This is a genomic window from Ruegeria sp. CDSA020 (assembly GCF_059612345.1).
On record NZ_JBXWQK010000013.1, the window covers coordinates 62,112 to 81,317 of the forward strand.

Below are 19,206 nucleotides of genomic sequence, written 5' to 3' on the forward strand. Positions count from 1 at the left end.
TCTCCCCTGCATGACTCGAGGGAGACGCTAGTGATACTGTTCACACCTGTCTAGACATTTCTGTACAGTCCAGGTGTGCAAGTTCAGACAGCTCAATTTCAACGCATTAAAGCTGTGCGCTTGGACGCGAAGCAATCTTGTCAAACCATGATAATGTGGCGGTATTTTCCTGTGGAATCCGCATCTTGATCACGCGGGCAAAGTCAACGAACACAAAGGTCGAGATATCGGCCAGCGTGAACTCAGCCCCCGCAACAAACGCACTATCCTTCAGCCGCGTTTCAAGCAAATCGAAAAACCGGCCAACCCGGTCCATGCCACGCTGTGCCAGCTCGGGTATCTGCGCATAGTTCGCCGGGCCCGGAATCGCCCGATCCTTGAACGCGGGATGGGTATTGCGCAGAGCCTCAGCAATAGGCACTCCACCCTGCTGCTCGACAATGCTGTTCCACATCAGGACCAGCCCCTTTTCATCTGGCGTACGTCCCATCAAAGGTGGTTCGGGAAAGCGCGCCTCAAGATAGGTGGCAATGCCCAGGTTTTCGGTCAGCGTTGCGCCCTCATCCGTCACCAGAACAGGGATCGTCGCATTGGGGTTTACTGCAAGGAAAGCGTCATCCAACTGTTCCGCCTTCGCAATCGAGATATTGCGCGTTTCAATCTCCAGCCCTTTTTCTGCGATGAACATGCGCGCGCGGCGCGGGTTTGGAGCGGTCGTGCAATCATAGAAAAGCATTTGGCAACCCTTTCGCACTCAGCGGCGGTAGATGAAACAACGTCCGTCTACCGCATGCTCAGGCAAGGGCATCTCGGTCAGGTTTTCGAAATACATCCGGTCGCTGGACACCATCAGCCCACCTTCTGCCAACAACGGTTCTATCAGGGGGGAAACCAACCGCGCGAAAGCATCGTTCTTGTCCCTGTTATGGCCGCCAAGATCCGCATGGATCAAACTGGCCGTCGCCCCAAACCGTTCCAGCGCTGCGGGCAGAGTTTCACGCACATCCCCCAGAATTACCAGATCTTCGGGCGGGGTTGAATCCGGGTGCGAGGCCACGGCGCGTTCGAACACATAGACCGGGCGGTTCTGAATATACTGAACCATGTGGTGATAGGTGCGGCCGTTGCCCAACCCCAGCTCGAACACCGGACCGGACATGGTGCTTGTCTGTGCAATCGCATGGTCCAGGCAGGCGCGCTGGGACACCATGCGGTCGATAAACAGGTCAAGACGGCTTTGGTGATCGGGCACTGGGAAATCTCTCCTTGATATTTGACGACACATAACCTGTGACCGACATCGCATGTGATGACAAATCCTCAAGGCATTGTGTAGGCAAATCGGCCTCAGTTTCACGTTTTCGCGACATTTCACCCTAAGAACGGGTTTGACTATACAGGCACAACCGCGCGAAACTGCGACAAAAAACACAGGGAGTTGATCAAGCCTATGCCGAGCTACGGCCTAACGGGTGGAATACCCGCATGACTGCGTTGTTGTCTGTCCGGGACCTCAGCATCGGATTTGGTGCCGGAGAGTCTGTGGTTCAAGGCGTCAACTTCGACGTCGAAGCGGGACAGACACTTGCGCTTGTGGGTGAATCAGGGTCGGGGAAAACGATCTCATGCCGGGCTGCGTTGCGCATTCTTCCCCGAGCAGCCCAAATTCGAAGCGGCACGATTACTCTGAATGATTCCAAAGGCATGGAGGAACTGACCCAGATCAGCGAGCGTCAGATGCGCGGCATTCGCGGCAATCGGATCTCGATGATATTTCAAGAGCCGATGCGCTCGCTCTCTCCCCTGCACAAAATTGGCAATCAGGTCAGCGAAGTTCTTTGGCTGCATCGCAATGCCTCCGAGGCACAGGCCCGCAAAACGGTTCTGGAACAGTTCGAACGCGTGGGTTTTCCAGACCCTCAGCGCGCATATGATTCTTACCCGTTCGAGCTGTCCGGCGGGATGCGCCAACGCGCCATGATCGCTATGGCCATGGTTTCCAAACCGGAATTACTGATCGCGGACGAGCCGACGACAGCATTGGACGTTACGACACAGGCCCAGGTGCTGGGGCTGATCAAAGAGCTTCAGCGTGAAACGGGAATGGCGCTGATCCTTGTGACCCATGATTTGGGCGTCGTCGCCAATATGGCCGAACAGGTCGTGGTCATGCACAAAGGCCGCGTGATGGAGGCTGGAGCTGCGGCACCGATCCTGACCAGCCCTGCTCACCCCTATACCCAACAGTTGTTCAACGCCGCGCCCGAGATTCCGGATCAGGACGCGGTTGGCATCCCGATGCCCGACGAAGATCTGATCCTTCAGATGAAGGCCGTGTCGAAAACCTATACGATGCGATCCAGCAAGGGCTGGCAGGGCGAACGCCTGATCCATGCCTGCCGCGGAGTCGATCTGAACCTCGCGCGGGGCAAGACGCTGGCGATCGTCGGCGAAAGCGGCTCGGGCAAAACTACGGCCGCCCGCATCGCACTAGGGGCTGAGCCGCCTGATCCGGGCGGAGAGGTTCTGTTTCGAACCTCCCCCCATGAAGAAGCGATCACCGTTCACAAGATGACCCGGACCCAGCGCACCGCGTTTCAGCGCAAGGCGCAGATGGTGTTTCAGGATCCCTACAGCTCTCTCAGCCCTCGCATGCGCATTCAGGATGCGATGACCGAACCGTTGGAGATTCACCGTATCGGATCGACCGCCGAGCAGCGCGAAAAAGCGGCCGAGATGCTGACACGTGTTGGCCTGAACGCCGATATGCTGAAACGCTATCCCCATGCTTTTTCCGGCGGCCAAAGACAGCGCCTGTCGATTGCCCGCGCAATGATGCTCGACCCTCAGCTTATTGTCTGTGACGAACCCACTTCGGCTCTGGACGTATCGGTTCAGGAACAAATCCTGACGTTGCTGGAACATTTGCAGGACAGCCTGAATTTGTCGTATTTCTTCATCTCGCACGACCTTGCGGTTGTTGCACGCATTGCCGACGAAGTTGCTGTGATGCGTCGTGGGCTTGTCGTGGAACAGGCCCCGCCCGAGACACTGTTTTACAACCCTCGTCACCCTTACACCAAGGCACTGATTGCTGCGCAACCAGAGCCCGACATCAACCGCCCCATCGACCTGAATTTGGTTGCTTTGGGTGCTGGTTCACCTGACAGTTGGGATGACGCCTTCCGATTTACCGACTCCGTGGTACCTTCATTGGTAGAGATGGAGCCCGGCCATAAGGTACGATGCCATGTTTAAGACCACTCGCCCGCTGTTACTGGCCGTTGCGCTGGCCGCAACATGGGCCCTGCCCGCCACGGCAGACATGCCCGAGTTGCAAGAAAGTACTTTCTGGGAAACCGAAGTGAATGCGGGGAACCTTCCCCCCATACAGGACCGAATTCCCGCCGAACCCCTGATTGTGGATCTTGCTGCAAAAGGCAGGGAATTCGGCAAACAGGGCGGCACTTTGCGCACAATGATTACTCGGTCCAAAGACATCCGGCAGATGGTCGTTTACGGATACGCCCGCCTTGTTGGGTTCGACCAGACCTATCAGGTCGTTCCAGACCTGCTTGAATCCTTCCAGAACGACGACAACCGCAAATACACCCTCAACCTGCGTGAAGGTCACAAATGGTCGAATGGCTCTCCGTTCACTTCCGAGGACTTCCGATACTGGTGGGAGGATGTGGCAAATAACGAACTGCTCAGCCCGTCGGGACCACCGGATTTTCTGATCGTCGAAGGCAAGACTCCGACCGTGACCTTCCCCGATGAAACGACCGTTGTGTTTGAATGGGAAGATCCCAACCCCGGCTTCCTGCAGGCTCTGGCACAAGCGCGCCCGCCTTTCATCTACCGCCCTTCCGAGTTCCTGAAACAGTACCACGAGAAATACGCTGACGCAGAAAAGCTTGCCTTTCAGGTTGAAGATGCCCGCGTCAAAAGCTGGGCAGCTTTACACAACAAACTCGACAACCTTTACAAGTTTGACAACCACGAGTTGCCAACCTTGCAGCCCTGGTTGAATGCAAGTTCGGGCAAAAAGATCCGTCACAACTTTGTTCGCAATCCCTATTTTCATCGCATCGACAGCCATGGGGTGCAGCTTCCCTATATCGACGTGGTCGAGATGGAGATCGTGGCCGGGGGTCTGGTTGCTGCAAAAACCAATGCTGGCGAATCCGATCTACAGGGGCGCGGACTGGCGTTCCGCGACGCTTCGATCTTGAAAAAAGGCGAGGCTGGCGGAGACTACAAAACCTTACTATGGAAAACCGGGGTGGCCTCACAGATCGCGATTTACCCCAATCTGAACTACGAAGACGAAGCATGGCGTACCGTTTTGCGTGACGCGCGTGTTCGCCGCGCGCTGTCTCTGGCAATCGACCGCAAAACGATAAATCAGGCGCTGTATTTCAAACTGGCCCATCCCGCCGCGATGTCGGTCTTGCCCGCTTCGCCCTTCTTCAACGAAGAAAACGCAAAGGCATGGGCACAGTACGACATCGAATTGGCGAATGCGCTGCTTGACGAGGCCGGCCTGACCGAGCGCGACAAAGACGGCACGCGACTGTTGCCCGATGGCCGCCCGATGGAGCTGGTCATCGAAACCGCAGGTGAGCGGCAAGAGGTCGAAAACGCCTTGCAAATTGTCACGGACACATGGCGCGACATTGGCGTCGATCTTATTATGCGCCCATTGGACAGGGACATTCTGCGCAACCGGGTGTTTGCCGGCAGCACAATGGCGTCCGTCTGGTTCGGCTGGGATGACGGCATCCCGCAACACCACACCTCACCAGCTTATCTTGCCCCTACCGATCAGGTGTTTTTGGCCTGGCCAAAATGGGGGCAGTACTATCAGACCGGAGGCGATGTTGGCGAGAAACCCGATATGCCTGAGGCCGAGCGCCTGATGGAACTGGCCCATAACTGGGAGGTCGCCTCGACTGATGAGGAACGCAAGGCCGCATGGGATGAGATGCTGAAAATCCACGCTGACCAACTTTATGCCATTGGCATTCTGAACGGTGCGCCTCAGCCTATCGTCGTATCGAACCGCCTGCGCAACGTCCCCGAGCAGGCCATGTGGGCCTGGGAACCCGGCGCACATTTCGGCATTCACCGGCCGGACGAATTCTTTTTCGCCGACTGATCAGGAGCAGCCACATGGTCATGCTGCGCTATGCAGTCTATCGCTTTTTCACGATGCTGCTGACCCTTCTGGTGGTGTCGGTTCTGGTATTCGTGATTATCAACCTGCCCCCGGGCGACTATCTCAGCAATCAGATCGCTGAACTGCAGGCGTCCGGACAATCGGCGGGTGTGGCCAAGGCAGAATTCCTGCGCGCGGAATATGCTCTGGATCGCCCCATGTGGGAGCAATATCTGATCTGGATCGGTTTCTGGCCTGGCCCGCATGGGTTCGATGGGCTGGTGCAAGGCAACTACGGCTGGTCCTTTGAATTTGACCGCCCGGTCGCAGAAATCGTGGGCGACACGCTGTGGCTGACCGTCGTGGTTAATCTGGCCGCCATCCTGTTCGTATATGCGGTGGCCCTGCCCCTGGGTGTTCTTGCAGCCGCGAAGTCGCGGACCTGGATCGACTATACCTCGGCCTTTGTGGGCTATTTGGGTCTGGCAACGCCGAACTTTCTACTGGCACTGATCCTGTTCTACTATGGGCACCGCTATTTCAACCTACCAATCGGAGGCCTGATGGACCCGTCCTTTGAAGGGCTGCCGATGAGTTGGGAAAAGCTGAAATCCATCCTCGTCCATTTGATCGTACCGACCTTTGTGATCGGCACATCTGGCGCCTCGGCCATGATGCAGCGGCTGCGGGCGAATATGCTGGATGAACTGGGCAAGCCCTATGTGGAAACCGCCATTGCCAAAGGCATGGCCCCGTCGCGGATGCTGACCAAATATCCGCTGCGCGTGGCCTTCAACCCCTTTGTCGCGGATATCGGAAACCTGCTGCCTTCGATGGTGTCCGGTTCGGTTCTGGTATCGGTTGTTCTGGGCCTTCAGACAATCGGCCCGACATTGCTGACCGCGCTGAAAACCCAGGACCAGTTCCTGTCCGCCTTCATCCTAATGTTTGTGGCTTTGCTGACACTGATCGGTACGATGATCTCTGACATTCTGCTGGTCATGCTGGACCCGCGCATCCGATATGAGGGGCGTGAAGCATGACCCAACATCCTGATGGTCGCTATGTCGACGACGCCCCATTCGATCCCGATGCCGCCCTGCAACAGCTTGAGCGCGCGGATCTGGATGCTCCGAACTGGATTCTGGTCTGGCGCAAATTCCGAACCCACAAGCTGGGCCTGATTTCCGGCGTCTTCCTGTTGCTGTGCTATCTCATGCTGCCCTTTGCGGGTTTCATCGCGCCTTATGGCCCGAATGAACGTAATGACGAGCACCTCTATGCCCCGCCGCAAAGCATCAACTGGTTCCATGAGGGCGAATTCATCGGGCCTTATGTCTATTCGATGGTGGCCGAGGCGGATCTGGAGACCTTCCAGTGGAAGTTTGTCGCCGACACCGACACCCCGCGGCCAATCAAGTTTTTCTGCGAAGGGGCCGAGTACAAGCTGGCGGGTCTGATCAAGTCGGACACGCATCTGTTCTGCGCGCCTGAAGACGCGACTTTGTTCCTTTGGGGGTCGGATCGTCTAGGCCGTGATGTATTCAGCCGTATCCTCTTTGGCGCCCAGCTGTCATTGACGGTGGGTCTGATCGGGATTTCAGTGTCCTTCTTTCTTGGTATCCTGTTCGGCTCGATTGCGGGATATTTTGGCGGCAGAATCGACTGGGTGATTAACCGTATAATCGAAATTCTGCGCTCACTACCTGAATTGCCCCTTTGGCTCGCGCTATCAGCGGCGGTCCCCTCGAATTGGAGCCCGGTCGCGGTATTCTTCATCATCTCGATTATCCTGGGGATTCTCGACTGGCCTGGCCTTGCACGATCTGTTCGTGCCAAATTCCTTTCGCTGCGCGAAGAAGAATACGTACGTGCAGCCGAAATGATGGGAGCAAGCTCGGGCCGGGTGATCCGCAAACACCTGCTACCCAACTTCATGTCGCACCTGATCGCCTCGGCCACCCTGTCGATCCCGGCAATGATCCTTGGGGAAACCGCGCTCAGCTTCCTAGGGCTTGGGCTGCGCGCCCCGGCCGTCAGCTGGGGTGTGATGCTGAACGATGCACAGAACCTTGCGTCGATCGAGATCTACCCCTGGACGGCCATCCCGATGCTGCCGATCATTGTCATCGTGCTGGCATTCAACTTTCTGGGTGACGGGCTTCGTGACAGCCTGGATCCATATCAGCAATGACGCTGTTATCCGTGCTGCCATCACCCGAAGGGTATCGGACAACCGGCACCGGAGCGCGACCCAGCGTGTATGCAGTCTCCGAACTGGCGACCGCCAGCTTTGCGGCTGTTGGCCAGGAACTGGCACGCCTGATGGGCGCGCTGAACCTGACCCAAAGCCCGCCCGAGATTTTGGTCGATCACCGGTTGGCGTCTCTCTGGTACGGATATTCTTTCAAACCCGATGGCTGGGAAATGCCCAACCTCTGGGACAGTATCGCCGGTGATTACCTTGCCAATGATGGTTGGATCAGGCTGCACACGAACCTGCCTCAGCACCGTGCGGCCGCCCTGAAAGTCCTGAAGGTCAAAGGAGATCGGGACGCGGTTACAAAGGCTGTTGCAACTATGTCGGCGGCCAATCTTGAAAACGCTGTCGTGGCTGAGGGTGGTGTGGCAGCCGCCATGCGCAGCCGTGGGGAATGGCAGGATCATCCACAGGGGCGCGCGGTTTCACGGGACCCGCTGATCGGATGGCACAAACCCCGACAGATTAAGCTTCGCGACCGGCCAAAGGCAACGGCCAAGCGCCCGCTGGCAGGTCTGCGCGTGCTTGATCTGACCCGCGTTCTGGCCGGTCCGGTTTCAACTAGAACTCTGGCGGGGTTCGGGGCAGAGGTCCTGCGCATTGATCCTCCGGGTTGGGATGAACCCGGTGTGATCCCGGACATTTCCCTGGGCAAGCGCTGCGCCTATCTTGACCTGAAATCGCCGGAAGGTGCCGAGACACTTCACGCGTTGCTGGCTCAGGCGGATGTTTTCATTCATGGCTACCGCCCTGGCGCATTGGACGCGCTGGGCCTCACCCAAGCCAAACGGGACGAGATTGCCCCGAACAGAGTAGAAGTCACGCTGAATGCCTATGGCTGGCAAGGCCCTTGGTCTTCGCGGCGCGGATTTGACAGCCTCGTACAGATGAGCAGCGGGATTGCCGATGCAGGTCGGGTATGGGCCGGTGCAGACAAGCCGACACCCCTGCCGGTGCAGGCGCTGGACCACGCGACTGGATATCTGATGGCTGCCGCCGTCCTGTCAGCATTGTCCGAAGCCGCGATGGGTGCGCCGATCATGCAGGCCCGATTGTCGCTGGCACGCACGGCTGACCTGCTGACCATTCTAGGCAAGTTCGACACCAAGACAGAAATTGGCGCTTCGGTTCCTGCGGATTTCACGACCAAGACCGAAACCTCTGGATGGGGACCTGGCCACAGGTTGAAGCCCGCGCTCTCGGTTGGTCCGGCTCAGATGTCGTGGGACCTACCCGCAAGCAAACTGGGCACGTCGAGCGCCACCTGGTCATAGCCCTACGCCTACGCCCTCGCCGGCAGATGCGCGGTCCGGTCCAACGCTTTGGAAGGGGTCTCGTCAGAGACGCAGCCCAAAGAGGCGGGAGCGGTCCCTAGCGGTCGTCGCCTCCAGGACCGATATCGTCCAGATAATCCTCGTCGATGGCCGCATGCACTGCACCGGTCACCGCTTCGCGTTCCTGCGGTGTCAGGTTTTCGGCCTCTTTTCCGTCAGCAAGCCTGACGGTCACCTCACGATGAGCAAACTTGATCCCTTCGCGAGCAAACAATTCGCGGATATCCTGATAGACCTTCTTACGCACCAGCCACTGATCGCCCGGCTTGGTCATGAACTTGACCCGAATGATCATCGCCGAATCCTGCATTTCGATCACGCCCTGCGATTTCAACGGCTGGATAAAATTATCCCCAATCACCGGATCGCTCAAAAGCTCTTGGCCCAAATTCTTGATGAGTTTCCGCACTTTTTCGACATCGGTGTCATAGGTCACCCGCAGGGGCAACTTCATGATCACCCAATCACGCGAATAGTTAGTAAGAACCTTGATTTCGCCAAAGGGGATCGTATTCAGTGCGCCCAGATGGTGCCGCAACTGGAACGACCGGACCGAGATTTTCTCGACCGTCCCCTTCACATCGCCAATGTCGATATATTCGCCTTTGCGGAAGGCATCATCCATCAGGAAGAACGCGCCCGAGAAGATATCCCGGACAAGCGTTTGCGACCCGAACCCAACGGCCAGACCCACGACACCGGCACCGGCGAACAGCGGGCTGACATTGATACCCAATTCCATCAGGACAATCAGAACGATGGTCACAACAACAACCGCCAGAATTGCGCCACGGAACAATGGAAGCAGTGTCGCAAGACGGCTTTGCCCGCCTTCCCCGCCCTCGTCGCCCAGTTCAACCTCTCCACCGGCTACGTCTTCTTCCTCAGCAATCTTGGTATCAATCCAGACACGGAAGAAATGGAACAAGATGTAGCCCATGAACAGGATAACCATCACGTCCAGAGCCCGTTCAATAGGCAGGTCTTCGCTCCAGCTTGCGTCCGGATTCCAGATTACGACCAGAGCATATAACCCGACGACAAATGCCAGGATACCGGCCACACGTCGGGCCAGATCCTCATAAGTGACGATCGAATGCTTTCTCTTTTCCGCTTGCGGGGTTTGGGGAACCTCATCCTCTTCAACACCGGCACCAGTCTCTGCGTTCAGCTCTTCAATCTGGCGATTGCGGACGAAGTAGCGTTCAAGCAGATAGTTCATCGCGCCATAGGCAATGACCACAGACATGAAGATGGCATAGCTGCTGGCAACAATCGGAATGGAATTCTCGTTCTCAAGCACCAGATCAACAGCCAGTTTGAACCAGCTGAACACGATATAAACTGCCAGAACCGGCGCCCAGGCAATCGATATCAGGCGCAAAATCCAGGATACCTGTTCCTTTGACCGCCCGCCTCGGATCGCGTTCGAGATGGCGCGGGCGTTGAACAGAATCATCAGAACATTGCCCAAGGCGCCAAACATGGTCAGACCACCATAGACCATCGCATAGACATTGTAGTTCAAACCAAAATCCGCAACCCAGGTAGAAAACAATACTACCGAGATATCATATGTCGCGATTGCCGAGGCCCAGACGTAAAGGCGTTTTGCCTCCCGGTCGGAAAAGGGCGGCAGCCGGTACTGACTGAGGTAAGGAGACAACACCATACGCCAAAGATCGGAAACTGTGCGTGCAAGAAAGAATGCCGTAAATATGGCGGTGGTCGTGAACTGAATCGAAAGATCTTCAGCCTCGCCAAAGATCAGATAGCCCACGATCAGGGCCATCAGCATCGCGAAGATCGTGGCCCCAACACCCATGAAAAAGCGAAAGACCAGAAAGGGCATTTTTTCGCGATAGCCCTGCGGATCTTCTTTTGACCGCGCCACCACCAGCCTTTTTGCAAGACGCTTGCCGTAGATTTCTATCGACAGCCAGCGCCCCAGAAGAAGGAAGAGTATATTCCAGCCCAACACTTCGACATAGGTCTGTATTCGGCCGTCCGGGCTGGTCTCTCGCAAAACATATTGCACTTCGAAGATCGAATACGGCAAAGCCTGCAGGCGCGACTCCATCGACTCGCGGAACTTCGAGAACCGCTCTTGCGCCTTCATCAACTGTGACCCTTCGGACATCGGGTCATGGGCGATATCGTCGTGCGTCGAGGCGGTATTGCCACCAGATGAGACAAGCTGACCGGCGCTGTCGATGACAATGACGCTTGCACCCGCTTCGGTGGCCGATCGGATCGCGTCAGCCAGATCGCTTTCCTTATCTGCTTCGGATGTCGTGCCAGACCCCGAGCCATACCCGGGTATAAGCGAAGTCTGCGCCGTCGCTTCCGACCCCAGAGATAGCATAGCCACCCAGACGAACAGGGCCATTGCAGCCAATAGGTTAAATCTCATGAATTCTCGCTTCCGGGTCGCATGTTGTCGCAGGTTACAGAAGCTTTCCGAACACTTCAATTTATGCGCCGCTGCGGTCCCGATAAAGTGCACAGGCGTGTTCCGGGTGCAATGAGTTGGAATCGGATGTTTTCATCCGCTTCAAAACTGAATATGACGGGCTGGGCATACACTTTCGGGCAAGCAGCTAAGGTCTTTGCGCAAAAACGAAAAGGCACCTTGCGGCTTACCAGAGGAATGGCTGACGTTTTACGCAGTCCCTTCCAGTCGGCGGGTCACAAGGCCCTTTGGCAAGACGGGTGAAAGACGATAGGCTAACAGGTGCCGATGCGCGGACCGACACCAAGACACTTAAGACAGGCGAAGGCATGAGCCTAGGAAGACAAAACGATACTACTGGCCGCGCGCCACGGATCCTGTTCTACAGCCATGACACGTTCGGGCTGGGCCATCTGCGCAGGTCTCGTGCACTGGCCGCCGCAATTACGCAGGCGGATCCAACGGCATCATCCCTGATCCTGACCGGATCGCCCGTCGCTGGCCGGTTCACATTTCCGCGCAGGGTCGACCACGTGCGTCTGCCTGGCGTGACCAAACGGGCGGACGGGTCATACGCGTCTCAGACAATCGGGATGGGGATCGACGAGGTGACCGAGTTGCGATCGGGGTTGATTCAGACCGCCGTTCAGCAGTTCGACCCGGACATTCTGATCGTAGACAAAGAACCCACCGGGTTCCGCGGCGAGCTATTGCCAACACTCGAAAACCTGTTGCTCTCGCAGCGCACCAAACTAGTGCTGGGTTTGCGTGATGTTCTGGATGAACCCGAAGTTCTGGCCGCAGAGTGGGAACGGAAAGAGGCAACTGCAGCGACCGAAAGATTCTATCATGAAATCTGGGTTTACGGGCTGCGTTCGATCTATGATCCGACCAAGGGGCTGCCTCTGAATCACGCGGCCCAGTCGCGCATTCACTGGACTGGCTATTTGCGTCGTGATCTGGGGCCAATCGGTACCCCACCGGAGCAGCCCTATATCCTGATTACCCCAGGTGGTGGGGGGGACGGCAAGGCGATGGTGAACCTGGTTCTTTCGGCTTACGAAAAGGACCCCGACCTGTCACCACGCGCGGTATTGGTCTATGGCCCGTTCCTGTCTGGTGATCTGCGGGACGAATTCGAAACACGTGTGGCTGCCTTGAACGGGCGTGTGACCGCCGTCGGCTTTGAATCCCAGATCGAAACGCTGTTCCACGGCGCGGCTGGCGTTGTCTGTATGGGCGGGTATAATACATTCTGCGAGGTCCTGTCCTTTGACAAACGCGCCGTCATTGTTCCACGGACCAGCCCACGTATGGAACAGTGGATACGTGCCTCACGCGCCGAGGATCTGGGACTGATCCGGATGTTGGACGAGTTCCGTGACGGGCTAACAACCGATTCCATGGTCCGTGCCATTCGCGATCTACCACATCAGCCATTGCCGTCTCAGGCCATTGAACAGGGCCTGCTGGACGGGTTGGACTATGTCACCGGGCGCATTGAGGTATTGCTGAATCAGGAACAGGAACGGGCAACCGGATGACCGCAGGCGCGCCCAATCTGGCGGTGCTGGTCAAAGGGTGGCCGCGCCTGTCCGAAACGTTCATCGCGCAGGAACTTGTTGCTCTGCAAGAGGCAGGCCATCAGTTCGACATCTGGTCCCTGCGTCATCCAACCGATGTGAAACGGCATCCGCTGCACGACAGGTTTCGTGGCCAGGTTCGATATCTGCCGGAATATCTGTATCAAGAACCTCAGCGCATATGGGCTGCCCGCGAACAAGCGCAGCGTCTGCCGGGATACGGCGCGGCCCATAAGGTCTGGCGCGCTGATTTGCGCCGCGATCCCACGCATAACCGCATCCGTCGGTTCGGCCAGGCCTGTGTTCTGGCTGCGGAATTGCCCGCCAGCACACAGGTTCTCTATGCGCATTTCATGCATACGCCCTCGTCGGTCGCGCGCTATGCCGCGATCATGCGCGGCCTTCCGTGGAGCTTTTCAGCCCATGCAAAAGATATCTGGACGTCACCGGACTGGGAAAAATCGGAAAAGTTGCACTCCGACACTTACGGAGCAGCTTTTGGTGCAACCTGCACCGCGATCGGCGCCCAGCATCTGCGCAGCCTCGCCGACGATCCAGCACGGGTTGAACTGATCTATCACGGGCTGGACCTGAGCCGCTTTCCCGCCCCACCGGAACGCAGTTTGCGCAGAGCTGACTGCCCTTTTCATATGCTGTCCGTTGGGAGGTTGGTCGAAAAGAAAGGCTTCGATCGCCTGATTGATGCATTTGCCATGCTGCCGGATGATCTTGACTGGCACTGGACGCATATCGGCGGAGGAAGCCTGAGCGATACCTTGCAGAACCGGGCCGCATCGGCCGGGTTGTCCGGGCGCATCACCTGGAAAGGGGCCTGTGACCAACCCGAGGTCATCGCCGCGATGCGCACAGCAGACCTGTTTGTTCTGCCCAGCCGGATCGCCACAGATGGGGATCGGGATGGCCTGCCCAATGTGTTGATGGAAGCCGCCTCGCAATATCTGCCAATCCTGTCGACCCCTGTTTCTGCGATTCCTGAGTTTATCGAGACAGGCACGCATGGCGTCCTGTCGGACGACGATCCGGTCGCGCTGGCAAATGCGATCTCAAAGCTGGCGGCCAACCCCGCACAAGCTGCTGGTATGGCGGGCGCTGCCTATGATCGCCTGATCGCCGAATTCCGCATGGACCCGGGCATAGCGCTTTTGTCTGCCAGGTTAAGCGCGCTGGGCGCGCATAAGAGCTGATGCCGCGCATCGCCTTCTACGCCCCGATGAAATCCCCCAACAGCCCGGTGCCGTCGGGGGACCGGGAAATGGCCCGAAATCTTCTTCTGGCAATCCAAGCCCGAGGGGATGCGGTGGATCTGGCCTCGGACCTGCGCGTATTCGACAAGCACGGCGACAAAGAGGTCCAGGCCAAACTGCGCCATGAGGCTGATGCCGAGGTGCTGCGCCTGACCTACGACCTACCTGCTGACACTGCGCTATGGGTGACCTATCACAATTATTACAAGGCCCCTGATCTGATTGGACCCCGTGTAAGTACGGCGCGAAACATACCCTATGTTCAGCTTGAAAGCACCCGTGCCTACAGCCGCCTTCAGGGGCCATGGTCCGGGTTTGCCCAAGCGGCCCATCAGGCCTGCGACGCGGCCCGGGTGATCTTTTACCACACCGCCAATGACCTCATCACGCTGGAACGCGAGCAGTTCGGAAATCAGGCGCTTGTCGAGCTTCCGCCGTTTCTTCCCGCCTCCTCGCTGCCGCAGGCCTCTAGCTGCGATGGCCCGATGCTGGCCGTGGGCATGATGCGACACGGCGACAAGCTGGCCTCTTACCGGGTGCTGGAACAGGCACTGCGCCACCTGCAGGGCGATTGGTCCCTGTCTATTGCGGGCGATGGTCCCGCCCGCGCCGAAATCGAAGCGCTGATGGCAAAGTTTGGCACGAAAGTCCGGTTTCTTGGGCAGCTTGATCGCGACGCGCTGCGCAAGGCTTATGCTACCGCATCCCTGATGGTCTGGCCCGGCGTGAATGAGGCTTATGGCATGATCTATCTAGAGGCTCAGGCACATGGTATCCCCGTGGTTGCACAAGACAGGCCGGGCGTCCGGGATGTGCTGATGCCGTCCGACTATCCTTCGGTTGCTGAAGGGGCCAAGGGGCTGGCTGCAAGGCTGCGCACTCTTCTGGACAATCCGGCACTGCGGTCTTCTCAAGGCAGCCAATCGGCCGCATATATAGCCGCGCGCCACCTGATGCCAGATGCAACTGATCGGTTCTGGACGGCTGTTGATCCTTTGCTGGAGGCATCCACATGAGCAAGCTCGCCCTATTGCGCCACGGGCATACGGCGTGGAACCGCGCCGGGCGCATTCAGGGGCGCAGCGATATTCCATTAGATGAACAGGCACAGACAGAACTGGCATGCTATTCCCTGCCCTCCCCTTGGGATCAGGCTGCGGTCTGGTCCAGTCCCTTGGCGCGTGCGGCCCAGACGGCACAACTGGTTTCAGGGCGCGAACCGTTGAAGTCCGAGGCCCTCACGGAAATGAACTGGGGCGCTTGGGAGGGGCAGCACGGCACCGATCTCATTGCCGATCCCGCAAGCAGTTATCGCCATATCGAGGATTGGGGTTGGGATTTCCTACCCCCCGGAGGTGAAAGCCCCGCCGAAATCTGGCAGCGGCTGGAACCTTGGCTTGCCAGTCTTGGCGAAAATACCGTAGCCGTTTGCCATATCGGTATCATGCGGGTCATTCTGGCCCGCGCCTGGGGATGGGATTTTGACGGCCCTGCCCCCTTTAAGATCAAGCGCAACCGCCTCTATATCGTGGACATGGAGTCCATGCGCCCCGAAACTGACCCTATCCGCTTGATCCGGCAGGAGACCCGCATATGAGGGTGATGATTGTTGTGACCCATCTGCTGGGCACCGGACATCTGAGCCGCGCACTTACATTGGGCCGGGCCTTTGCCGCTGAGGGTCACAAGGTCTTGCTGGTCTCGGGCGGAATGCCCGCGCCGCAGCTGGACCATACCGGGATCGACTTGCTAGGGCTGCCGCCATTGCGCTCAGACGGCACCAATTTCACGCGATTGCTGACGCAAACGGATGAGGTCGCAGATGCTGCCTATTTCGACGCTCGCAAGGTTGCCCTGACAGAGGCGCTGCGGAGCTTTGCCCCGGATGCGCTGATCACCGAGCTGTACCCCTTTGGCCGCAGATCTCTGGCGGATGAGTTCGACGCCCTGTTGGAGGCGGCCCACACACAGGGTCCCCGTCCGGTTATTTTGGGATCAGTCAGGGATATACTGGCGCCCCCGTCCAAACCTGCCAAAGCCCAGCGCACCGAGGAAATCATTCTTGACCTCTTTGACGGTGTCCTTGTCCATTCAGACCCAAGCATGATCCCGCTGAGTGTAAGCTGGCCAGTCTCGGAACGTCTGGCGCATCGCCTGTTCTATACCGGGTTCGTGGCCCCTACGGCACCGACCCCGCATCCCGAAGGGATTGGTAAAGGTGAGATTCTGGTAAGCGCTGGCGGTGGGTCGGTGGGCGAGCCTATCTTTCAGGCGGCCATTGAGGCCGCACCAAAGATGCCCAACAGGCGCTGGCGCCTGTTGGTAGGCGGGCTGGACTCCGCAGCACGCATAGAACGCCTGACAGCAGGTGTTGGCGACGCCCCTGTCACGCTGGAACCGGTGCGCCCGGACTTTCGACAAATGCTGCCCTTGGCCGCCGCATCGGTCAGCATGTGCGGCTACAACACGGCGTTGGACATTCTGCAGTCTGGCGTACCCTCGGTTTTCATCCCCTTCGACGACGGAAGCGAAGTCGAACAAACTTTGCGCAGCCAAAGCCTGTCGAAGCTCAGCGCGATCGACGTATTGCCGAGTGACCAATTGACCGGAGAAACACTGGCGCAGGCTGTCGAGGCCATCCTGGCTGCCCCCATGCGACCAAGCACCGGCCAAGGTTTCAACGGGGCAGAAAAGTCTGTTGAGATTGTAAGATCACTGTTGGATCACGCTCATGACCGGTGATTGGCACCCCCTGATGACCGAGCTTGATCTGTGGCGGCGGGAAGGGCTGTCTCTGCCGCTGTGGTGGAGGGATGATGACGCGGTCTGTGTCACGCCACAGTTGGAACGTTTGGAGGCGCTGTCCGCATCACTGGAACTGCCGGTTCATCTGGCGATTATTCCGCGTGACGCAGATGAAGATCTGGTTACCCATGTCGAAGGCTCGTCCGCATTGATACCGGTGGTCCATGGCTGGGCCCATCAAAACCACGCTCCGACAAACGAGAAGAAATCAGAGTTTCGACTGCATCGCCCCTTTCAAGACATACGCAACGATGCACGGGCCGGGCTGACCCGGCTACAGACCCTGTTTCCCGACAAGCTGTGCCCAATGTTCGTGCCGCCGTGGAACCGTATCGCCTCAAAAATGGTGCAGGAACTGCCGGGCCTGGGATATCAAATCCTGTCCACTGCGACGCCCCGAAAGGCAAAGATGGCGGCACCTGGCCTTACGCAGGTCAACACGCATCTGGACCCGATCGACTGGCGCGGGTCACGGGGGTTGGCCCCTCGGGACAAGCTGATCGCTCAGGCCACAGATCTGCTGCGGGACAGGCGCGAAGGGCCTGCGGACAATACCGAGCCGTTTGGGATCCTGACGCATCACCTGGTGCATGACGAGGAAATCTGGTCCTTTACGCAGGACCTTCTGACGCGGTTTCTGGATGGTCCGGCGACCGTCTGGACCGCCCCAAAAAACGATAAATCACGGAGACCCGAATGAGCCGATTGGATTCAATGCTGCGCCGCCTGACGGCCCAACGCGACGGGCTGAACTGGGCGGTCGATCAGATTACAGATACGAGCGGCGATATACTGGACATGGGTTTGGGGAATGGCCGCACCTATGATCACCTACGTGAAATTCTACCAGACCGGCGCATCTGGGTCATGGACAGGGTTTTACAGTGCCACCCGTCCAGCACCCCTCCGGCAGAGGATTTTCTGCAGGGCGAAGCGGGTCCTATGTTAAAGAAACTAGTAGCCGGTGGCCCAAAAATAGCATTGGCACATTACGATTTCGGGCGCGGTATCAAGCAGGATGATGTGGCTGAGGCGGCGATGCTCAGCCCGCTGATCGCTCAGGTCATGCTGCCCGGTGGGCTGCTGATATCCGGCCAACCACTGGTTGGGTTTGAACAGATCACCGGACCGGAGACCATCGCACCCGACCGATACCTTTTCTACAGGGCCTGATCAGGCCACACGTCGCCCTTGCGACCACACTCCGTTCAGGGCAGGCGCGCCTTCACGCATCCGGAACCGTATGACGTCGGCGCGTGCGCCTGCGCGCAGCTCGCCACGGTCTTCCAGCCCGACCACCTGCGCCGGGGACATCGTAACGGTCCGCAGTCCACGGGCCATGTTGCCCCACATCTCGCCCAGCCGTGCCGCCGACAGCAACAACGCGGCCGGCACATAGTCCGATGACAGAATATCCAGGTGTCCCAGATTGGCCAGTTCTTTGGCTGCGACATTCCCCGAATGTGACCCGCCCCGGATTACATTCGGGGCCCCCATCATCACCTTGATCCCGTGATCATGGCAAGCCCGCGCCGCTTCGACGGTAGTGGGGAATTCGGCCAACCGGATACCGTGGCCCGCTGACACATGTACCTGTTCCCGGGTGGTGTCGTCATGGCTGGCCAGCATGGCCCGAAAACGTTTGGCCGCCTTTACGGTTTCCACCTCGTGCTTTTCGCCGTTCCTATCCCGCATCGCCTTGAGGTCCGCGACATGCTGCTGGAATTCCTTGCCCTCCAACCCCAGCTTTCCTTTCAGATAGCTTTCGAGCTTTGAGATATCACGGAATTGACGCTGACCGGGCGTGTGGTCCATCAGTGACACCAGCCCGACACGGTCCTCGAGGCCGAATTCATCCAGTTCTTCGACCAGCGTTTCTGAACACAACTCGGCCCGCAAATGCAGGAAATGGCTGATTTTTAAGGCGTCTTGCTCTCGTAACTGCCACAGCTCGCGGGACAGGCCACGTGCGTATTTGTTGTAGCGCGGACCAGTCGGGATCGACCCGACGCGCATCGCATCGAACACGGTTGTGATGCCCGTGCTGGCCAGTTCGGCGTCATGGGCAAGAATTGCCGCCGCATGGGGCCAGTCGACCTTGGGGCGGGGCTGGATATGACGTTCCAGATTGTCTGTGTGCAGCTCGACCAGGCCGGGGCTGACATAGTCACCCTCACAATCGATTGCACCGCTTGGAACCGCCGCGCCTGTATCGATCTCGGTGATGCTGTCGCCCTGAACCCGGACGCTGCCGGTAATGGTTTCGTCGGGCAGGATCAGCGTGGCATTGGCAAGGATCAATTCTTCTGTCATCTGAACTTCACACAGTTTGAGGTATTGGAAGGC

At 58.1% G+C, this 19,206-nt stretch carries 16 protein-coding genes; 12 read left to right on the forward strand and 4 right to left on the reverse strand.

From position 1 onward, the window contains the following. Window positions 1–106: 106 nt before the first annotated feature. Both AC2FJW_RS18530 and AC2FJW_RS18535 read right to left on the reverse strand, forming a co-directional pair. Window positions 107–736 carry a glutathione S-transferase gene (locus AC2FJW_RS18530; protein WP_496750999.1) on the reverse strand — a complete coding sequence of 210 codons (630 nt, stop codon included), beginning with the start codon at window positions 734–736 and terminating at the stop codon, window positions 107–109. An 18-nt stretch (window positions 737–754) separates the two neighbouring features. Then, on the reverse strand, window positions 755–1,285 hold the full coding sequence (locus AC2FJW_RS18535) for a class I SAM-dependent methyltransferase (RefSeq protein WP_496751001.1): 531 nt from the start codon (window positions 1,283–1,285) through the stop codon (window positions 755–757). 200 nt (window positions 1,286–1,485) lie between these two features. Here AC2FJW_RS18535 and AC2FJW_RS18540 point away from each other — a divergent pair, with 200 nt between their 5' ends. From AC2FJW_RS18540 to AC2FJW_RS18560, 5 genes are read left to right on the forward strand one after another with little or no spacing between them, the layout of a single operon-like run. Further along, complete coding sequence (locus AC2FJW_RS18540; protein ID WP_496751003.1) at window positions 1,486–3,258, forward strand: ABC transporter ATP-binding protein; 1,773 nt, start codon at window positions 1,486–1,488, stop codon at window positions 3,256–3,258. Next, the gene (locus AC2FJW_RS18545; RefSeq protein WP_282022264.1) at window positions 3,251–5,161 is read left to right on the forward strand and encodes an ABC transporter substrate-binding protein; all 1,911 of its coding nucleotides are present in this window, start codon (window positions 3,251–3,253) and stop codon (window positions 5,159–5,161) included. Before AC2FJW_RS18540 ends, AC2FJW_RS18545 begins: the two co-directional genes overlap by 8 nt. A gap of 14 nt (window positions 5,162–5,175) precedes the next feature. Next, a complete protein-coding gene (locus tag AC2FJW_RS18550; RefSeq protein ID WP_271951540.1) occupies window positions 5,176–6,204 on the forward strand; it encodes an ABC transporter permease in 1,029 nt (342 codons plus the stop codon). Beyond that, window positions 6,201–7,355, forward strand: a complete 1,155-nt coding sequence (locus tag AC2FJW_RS18555) for an ABC transporter permease (RefSeq protein WP_142639373.1) — start codon at window positions 6,201–6,203, stop codon at window positions 7,353–7,355. Before AC2FJW_RS18550 ends, AC2FJW_RS18555 begins: the two co-directional genes overlap by 4 nt. Then, window positions 7,352–8,695 carry a CoA transferase gene (locus tag AC2FJW_RS18560; protein ID WP_496751005.1) on the forward strand — a complete coding sequence of 448 codons (1,344 nt, stop codon included), beginning with the start codon at window positions 7,352–7,354 and terminating at the stop codon, window positions 8,693–8,695. Before AC2FJW_RS18555 ends, AC2FJW_RS18560 begins: the two co-directional genes overlap by 4 nt. Window positions 8,696–8,792: 97 nt before the next feature. Here the strand turns inward: AC2FJW_RS18560 and AC2FJW_RS18565 are convergent, their stop codons facing one another. Next, entirely contained in the window at window positions 8,793–11,168 is a 2,376-nt protein-coding gene (locus AC2FJW_RS18565) for a mechanosensitive ion channel family protein (protein WP_142639369.1), read from the reverse strand. Between the two features lie 368 nt (window positions 11,169–11,536). Here AC2FJW_RS18565 and AC2FJW_RS18570 point away from each other — a divergent pair, with 368 nt between their 5' ends. From AC2FJW_RS18570 to AC2FJW_RS18600, 7 genes are read left to right on the forward strand one after another with little or no spacing between them, the layout of a single operon-like run. Next, on the forward strand, window positions 11,537–12,751 hold the full coding sequence (locus tag AC2FJW_RS18570; RefSeq protein WP_185956733.1) for a glycosyltransferase family protein: 1,215 nt from the start codon (window positions 11,537–11,539) through the stop codon (window positions 12,749–12,751). After that, window positions 12,748–13,995 carry a glycosyltransferase gene (locus AC2FJW_RS18575; protein ID WP_496751007.1) on the forward strand — a complete coding sequence of 416 codons (1,248 nt, stop codon included), beginning with the start codon at window positions 12,748–12,750 and terminating at the stop codon, window positions 13,993–13,995. The genes AC2FJW_RS18570 and AC2FJW_RS18575 overlap by 4 nt, the downstream gene beginning before the upstream one ends. Then, a complete protein-coding gene (locus AC2FJW_RS18580; protein ID WP_496751009.1) occupies window positions 13,995–15,071 on the forward strand; it encodes a glycosyltransferase family 4 protein in 1,077 nt (358 codons plus the stop codon). The genes AC2FJW_RS18575 and AC2FJW_RS18580 overlap by 1 nt, the downstream gene beginning before the upstream one ends. After that, entirely contained in the window at window positions 15,068–15,652 is a 585-nt protein-coding gene (locus tag AC2FJW_RS18585) for a histidine phosphatase family protein (protein ID WP_496698831.1), read from the forward strand. The genes AC2FJW_RS18580 and AC2FJW_RS18585 overlap by 4 nt, the downstream gene beginning before the upstream one ends. Next, window positions 15,649–16,797 (forward strand): glycosyltransferase family protein, encoded by a 1,149-nt coding sequence (locus tag AC2FJW_RS18590; RefSeq protein WP_496751011.1) that lies wholly within the window; start codon window positions 15,649–15,651, stop codon window positions 16,795–16,797. Before AC2FJW_RS18585 ends, AC2FJW_RS18590 begins: the two co-directional genes overlap by 4 nt. Beyond that, window positions 16,787–17,560, forward strand: a complete 774-nt coding sequence (locus AC2FJW_RS18595) for a polysaccharide deacetylase family protein (protein WP_496751012.1) — start codon at window positions 16,787–16,789, stop codon at window positions 17,558–17,560. Before AC2FJW_RS18590 ends, AC2FJW_RS18595 begins: the two co-directional genes overlap by 11 nt. Then, a complete protein-coding gene (locus AC2FJW_RS18600; RefSeq protein WP_496751013.1) occupies window positions 17,557–18,033 on the forward strand; it encodes a class I SAM-dependent methyltransferase in 477 nt (158 codons plus the stop codon). Before AC2FJW_RS18595 ends, AC2FJW_RS18600 begins: the two co-directional genes overlap by 4 nt. Here the strand turns inward: AC2FJW_RS18600 and AC2FJW_RS18605 are convergent, their stop codons facing one another. Beyond that, a complete protein-coding gene (locus AC2FJW_RS18605; protein WP_496751015.1) occupies window positions 18,034–19,173 on the reverse strand; it encodes an alpha-D-ribose 1-methylphosphonate 5-triphosphate diphosphatase in 1,140 nt (379 codons plus the stop codon). Window positions 19,174–19,206 lie beyond the last annotated feature (33 nt).

Bases quoted from the DNA above. Each gene is read 5' to 3' on its own strand.
- AC2FJW_RS18550 (WP_271951540.1), top strand. From the start codon at position 5,176: ATGGTCATGCTGCGCTATGCAGTCTATCGCTTTTTCACGATGCTGCTG.
- AC2FJW_RS18580 (WP_496751009.1), top strand. From the start codon at position 13,995: ATGCCGCGCATCGCCTTCTACGCCCCGATGAAATCCCCCAACAGCCCG.
- AC2FJW_RS18535 (WP_496751001.1), bottom strand. From the start codon at position 1,285: ATGTGTCGTCAAATATCAAGGAGAGATTTCCCAGTGCCCGATCACCAA.
- AC2FJW_RS18555 (WP_142639373.1), top strand. From the start codon at position 6,201: ATGACCCAACATCCTGATGGTCGCTATGTCGACGACGCCCCATTCGAT.
- AC2FJW_RS18545 (WP_282022264.1), top strand. From the start codon at position 3,251: ATGTTTAAGACCACTCGCCCGCTGTTACTGGCCGTTGCGCTGGCCGCA.
- AC2FJW_RS18560 (WP_496751005.1), top strand. From the start codon at position 7,352: ATGACGCTGTTATCCGTGCTGCCATCACCCGAAGGGTATCGGACAACC.
- AC2FJW_RS18570 (WP_185956733.1), top strand. From the start codon at position 11,537: ATGAGCCTAGGAAGACAAAACGATACTACTGGCCGCGCGCCACGGATC.
- AC2FJW_RS18595 (WP_496751012.1), top strand. From the start codon at position 16,787: ATGACCGGTGATTGGCACCCCCTGATGACCGAGCTTGATCTGTGGCGG.
- AC2FJW_RS18575 (WP_496751007.1), top strand. From the start codon at position 12,748: ATGACCGCAGGCGCGCCCAATCTGGCGGTGCTGGTCAAAGGGTGGCCG.
- AC2FJW_RS18585 (WP_496698831.1), top strand. From the start codon at position 15,068: ATGAGCAAGCTCGCCCTATTGCGCCACGGGCATACGGCGTGGAACCGC.
- AC2FJW_RS18540 (WP_496751003.1), top strand. From the start codon at position 1,486: ATGACTGCGTTGTTGTCTGTCCGGGACCTCAGCATCGGATTTGGTGCC.
- AC2FJW_RS18530 (WP_496750999.1), bottom strand. From the start codon at position 736: ATGCTTTTCTATGATTGCACGACCGCTCCAAACCCGCGCCGCGCGCGC.
- AC2FJW_RS18605 (WP_496751015.1), bottom strand. From the start codon at position 19,173: ATGACAGAAGAATTGATCCTTGCCAATGCCACGCTGATCCTGCCCGAC.
- AC2FJW_RS18590 (WP_496751011.1), top strand. From the start codon at position 15,649: ATGAGGGTGATGATTGTTGTGACCCATCTGCTGGGCACCGGACATCTG.
- AC2FJW_RS18565 (WP_142639369.1), bottom strand. From the start codon at position 11,168: ATGAGATTTAACCTATTGGCTGCAATGGCCCTGTTCGTCTGGGTGGCT.
- AC2FJW_RS18600 (WP_496751013.1), top strand. From the start codon at position 17,557: ATGAGCCGATTGGATTCAATGCTGCGCCGCCTGACGGCCCAACGCGAC.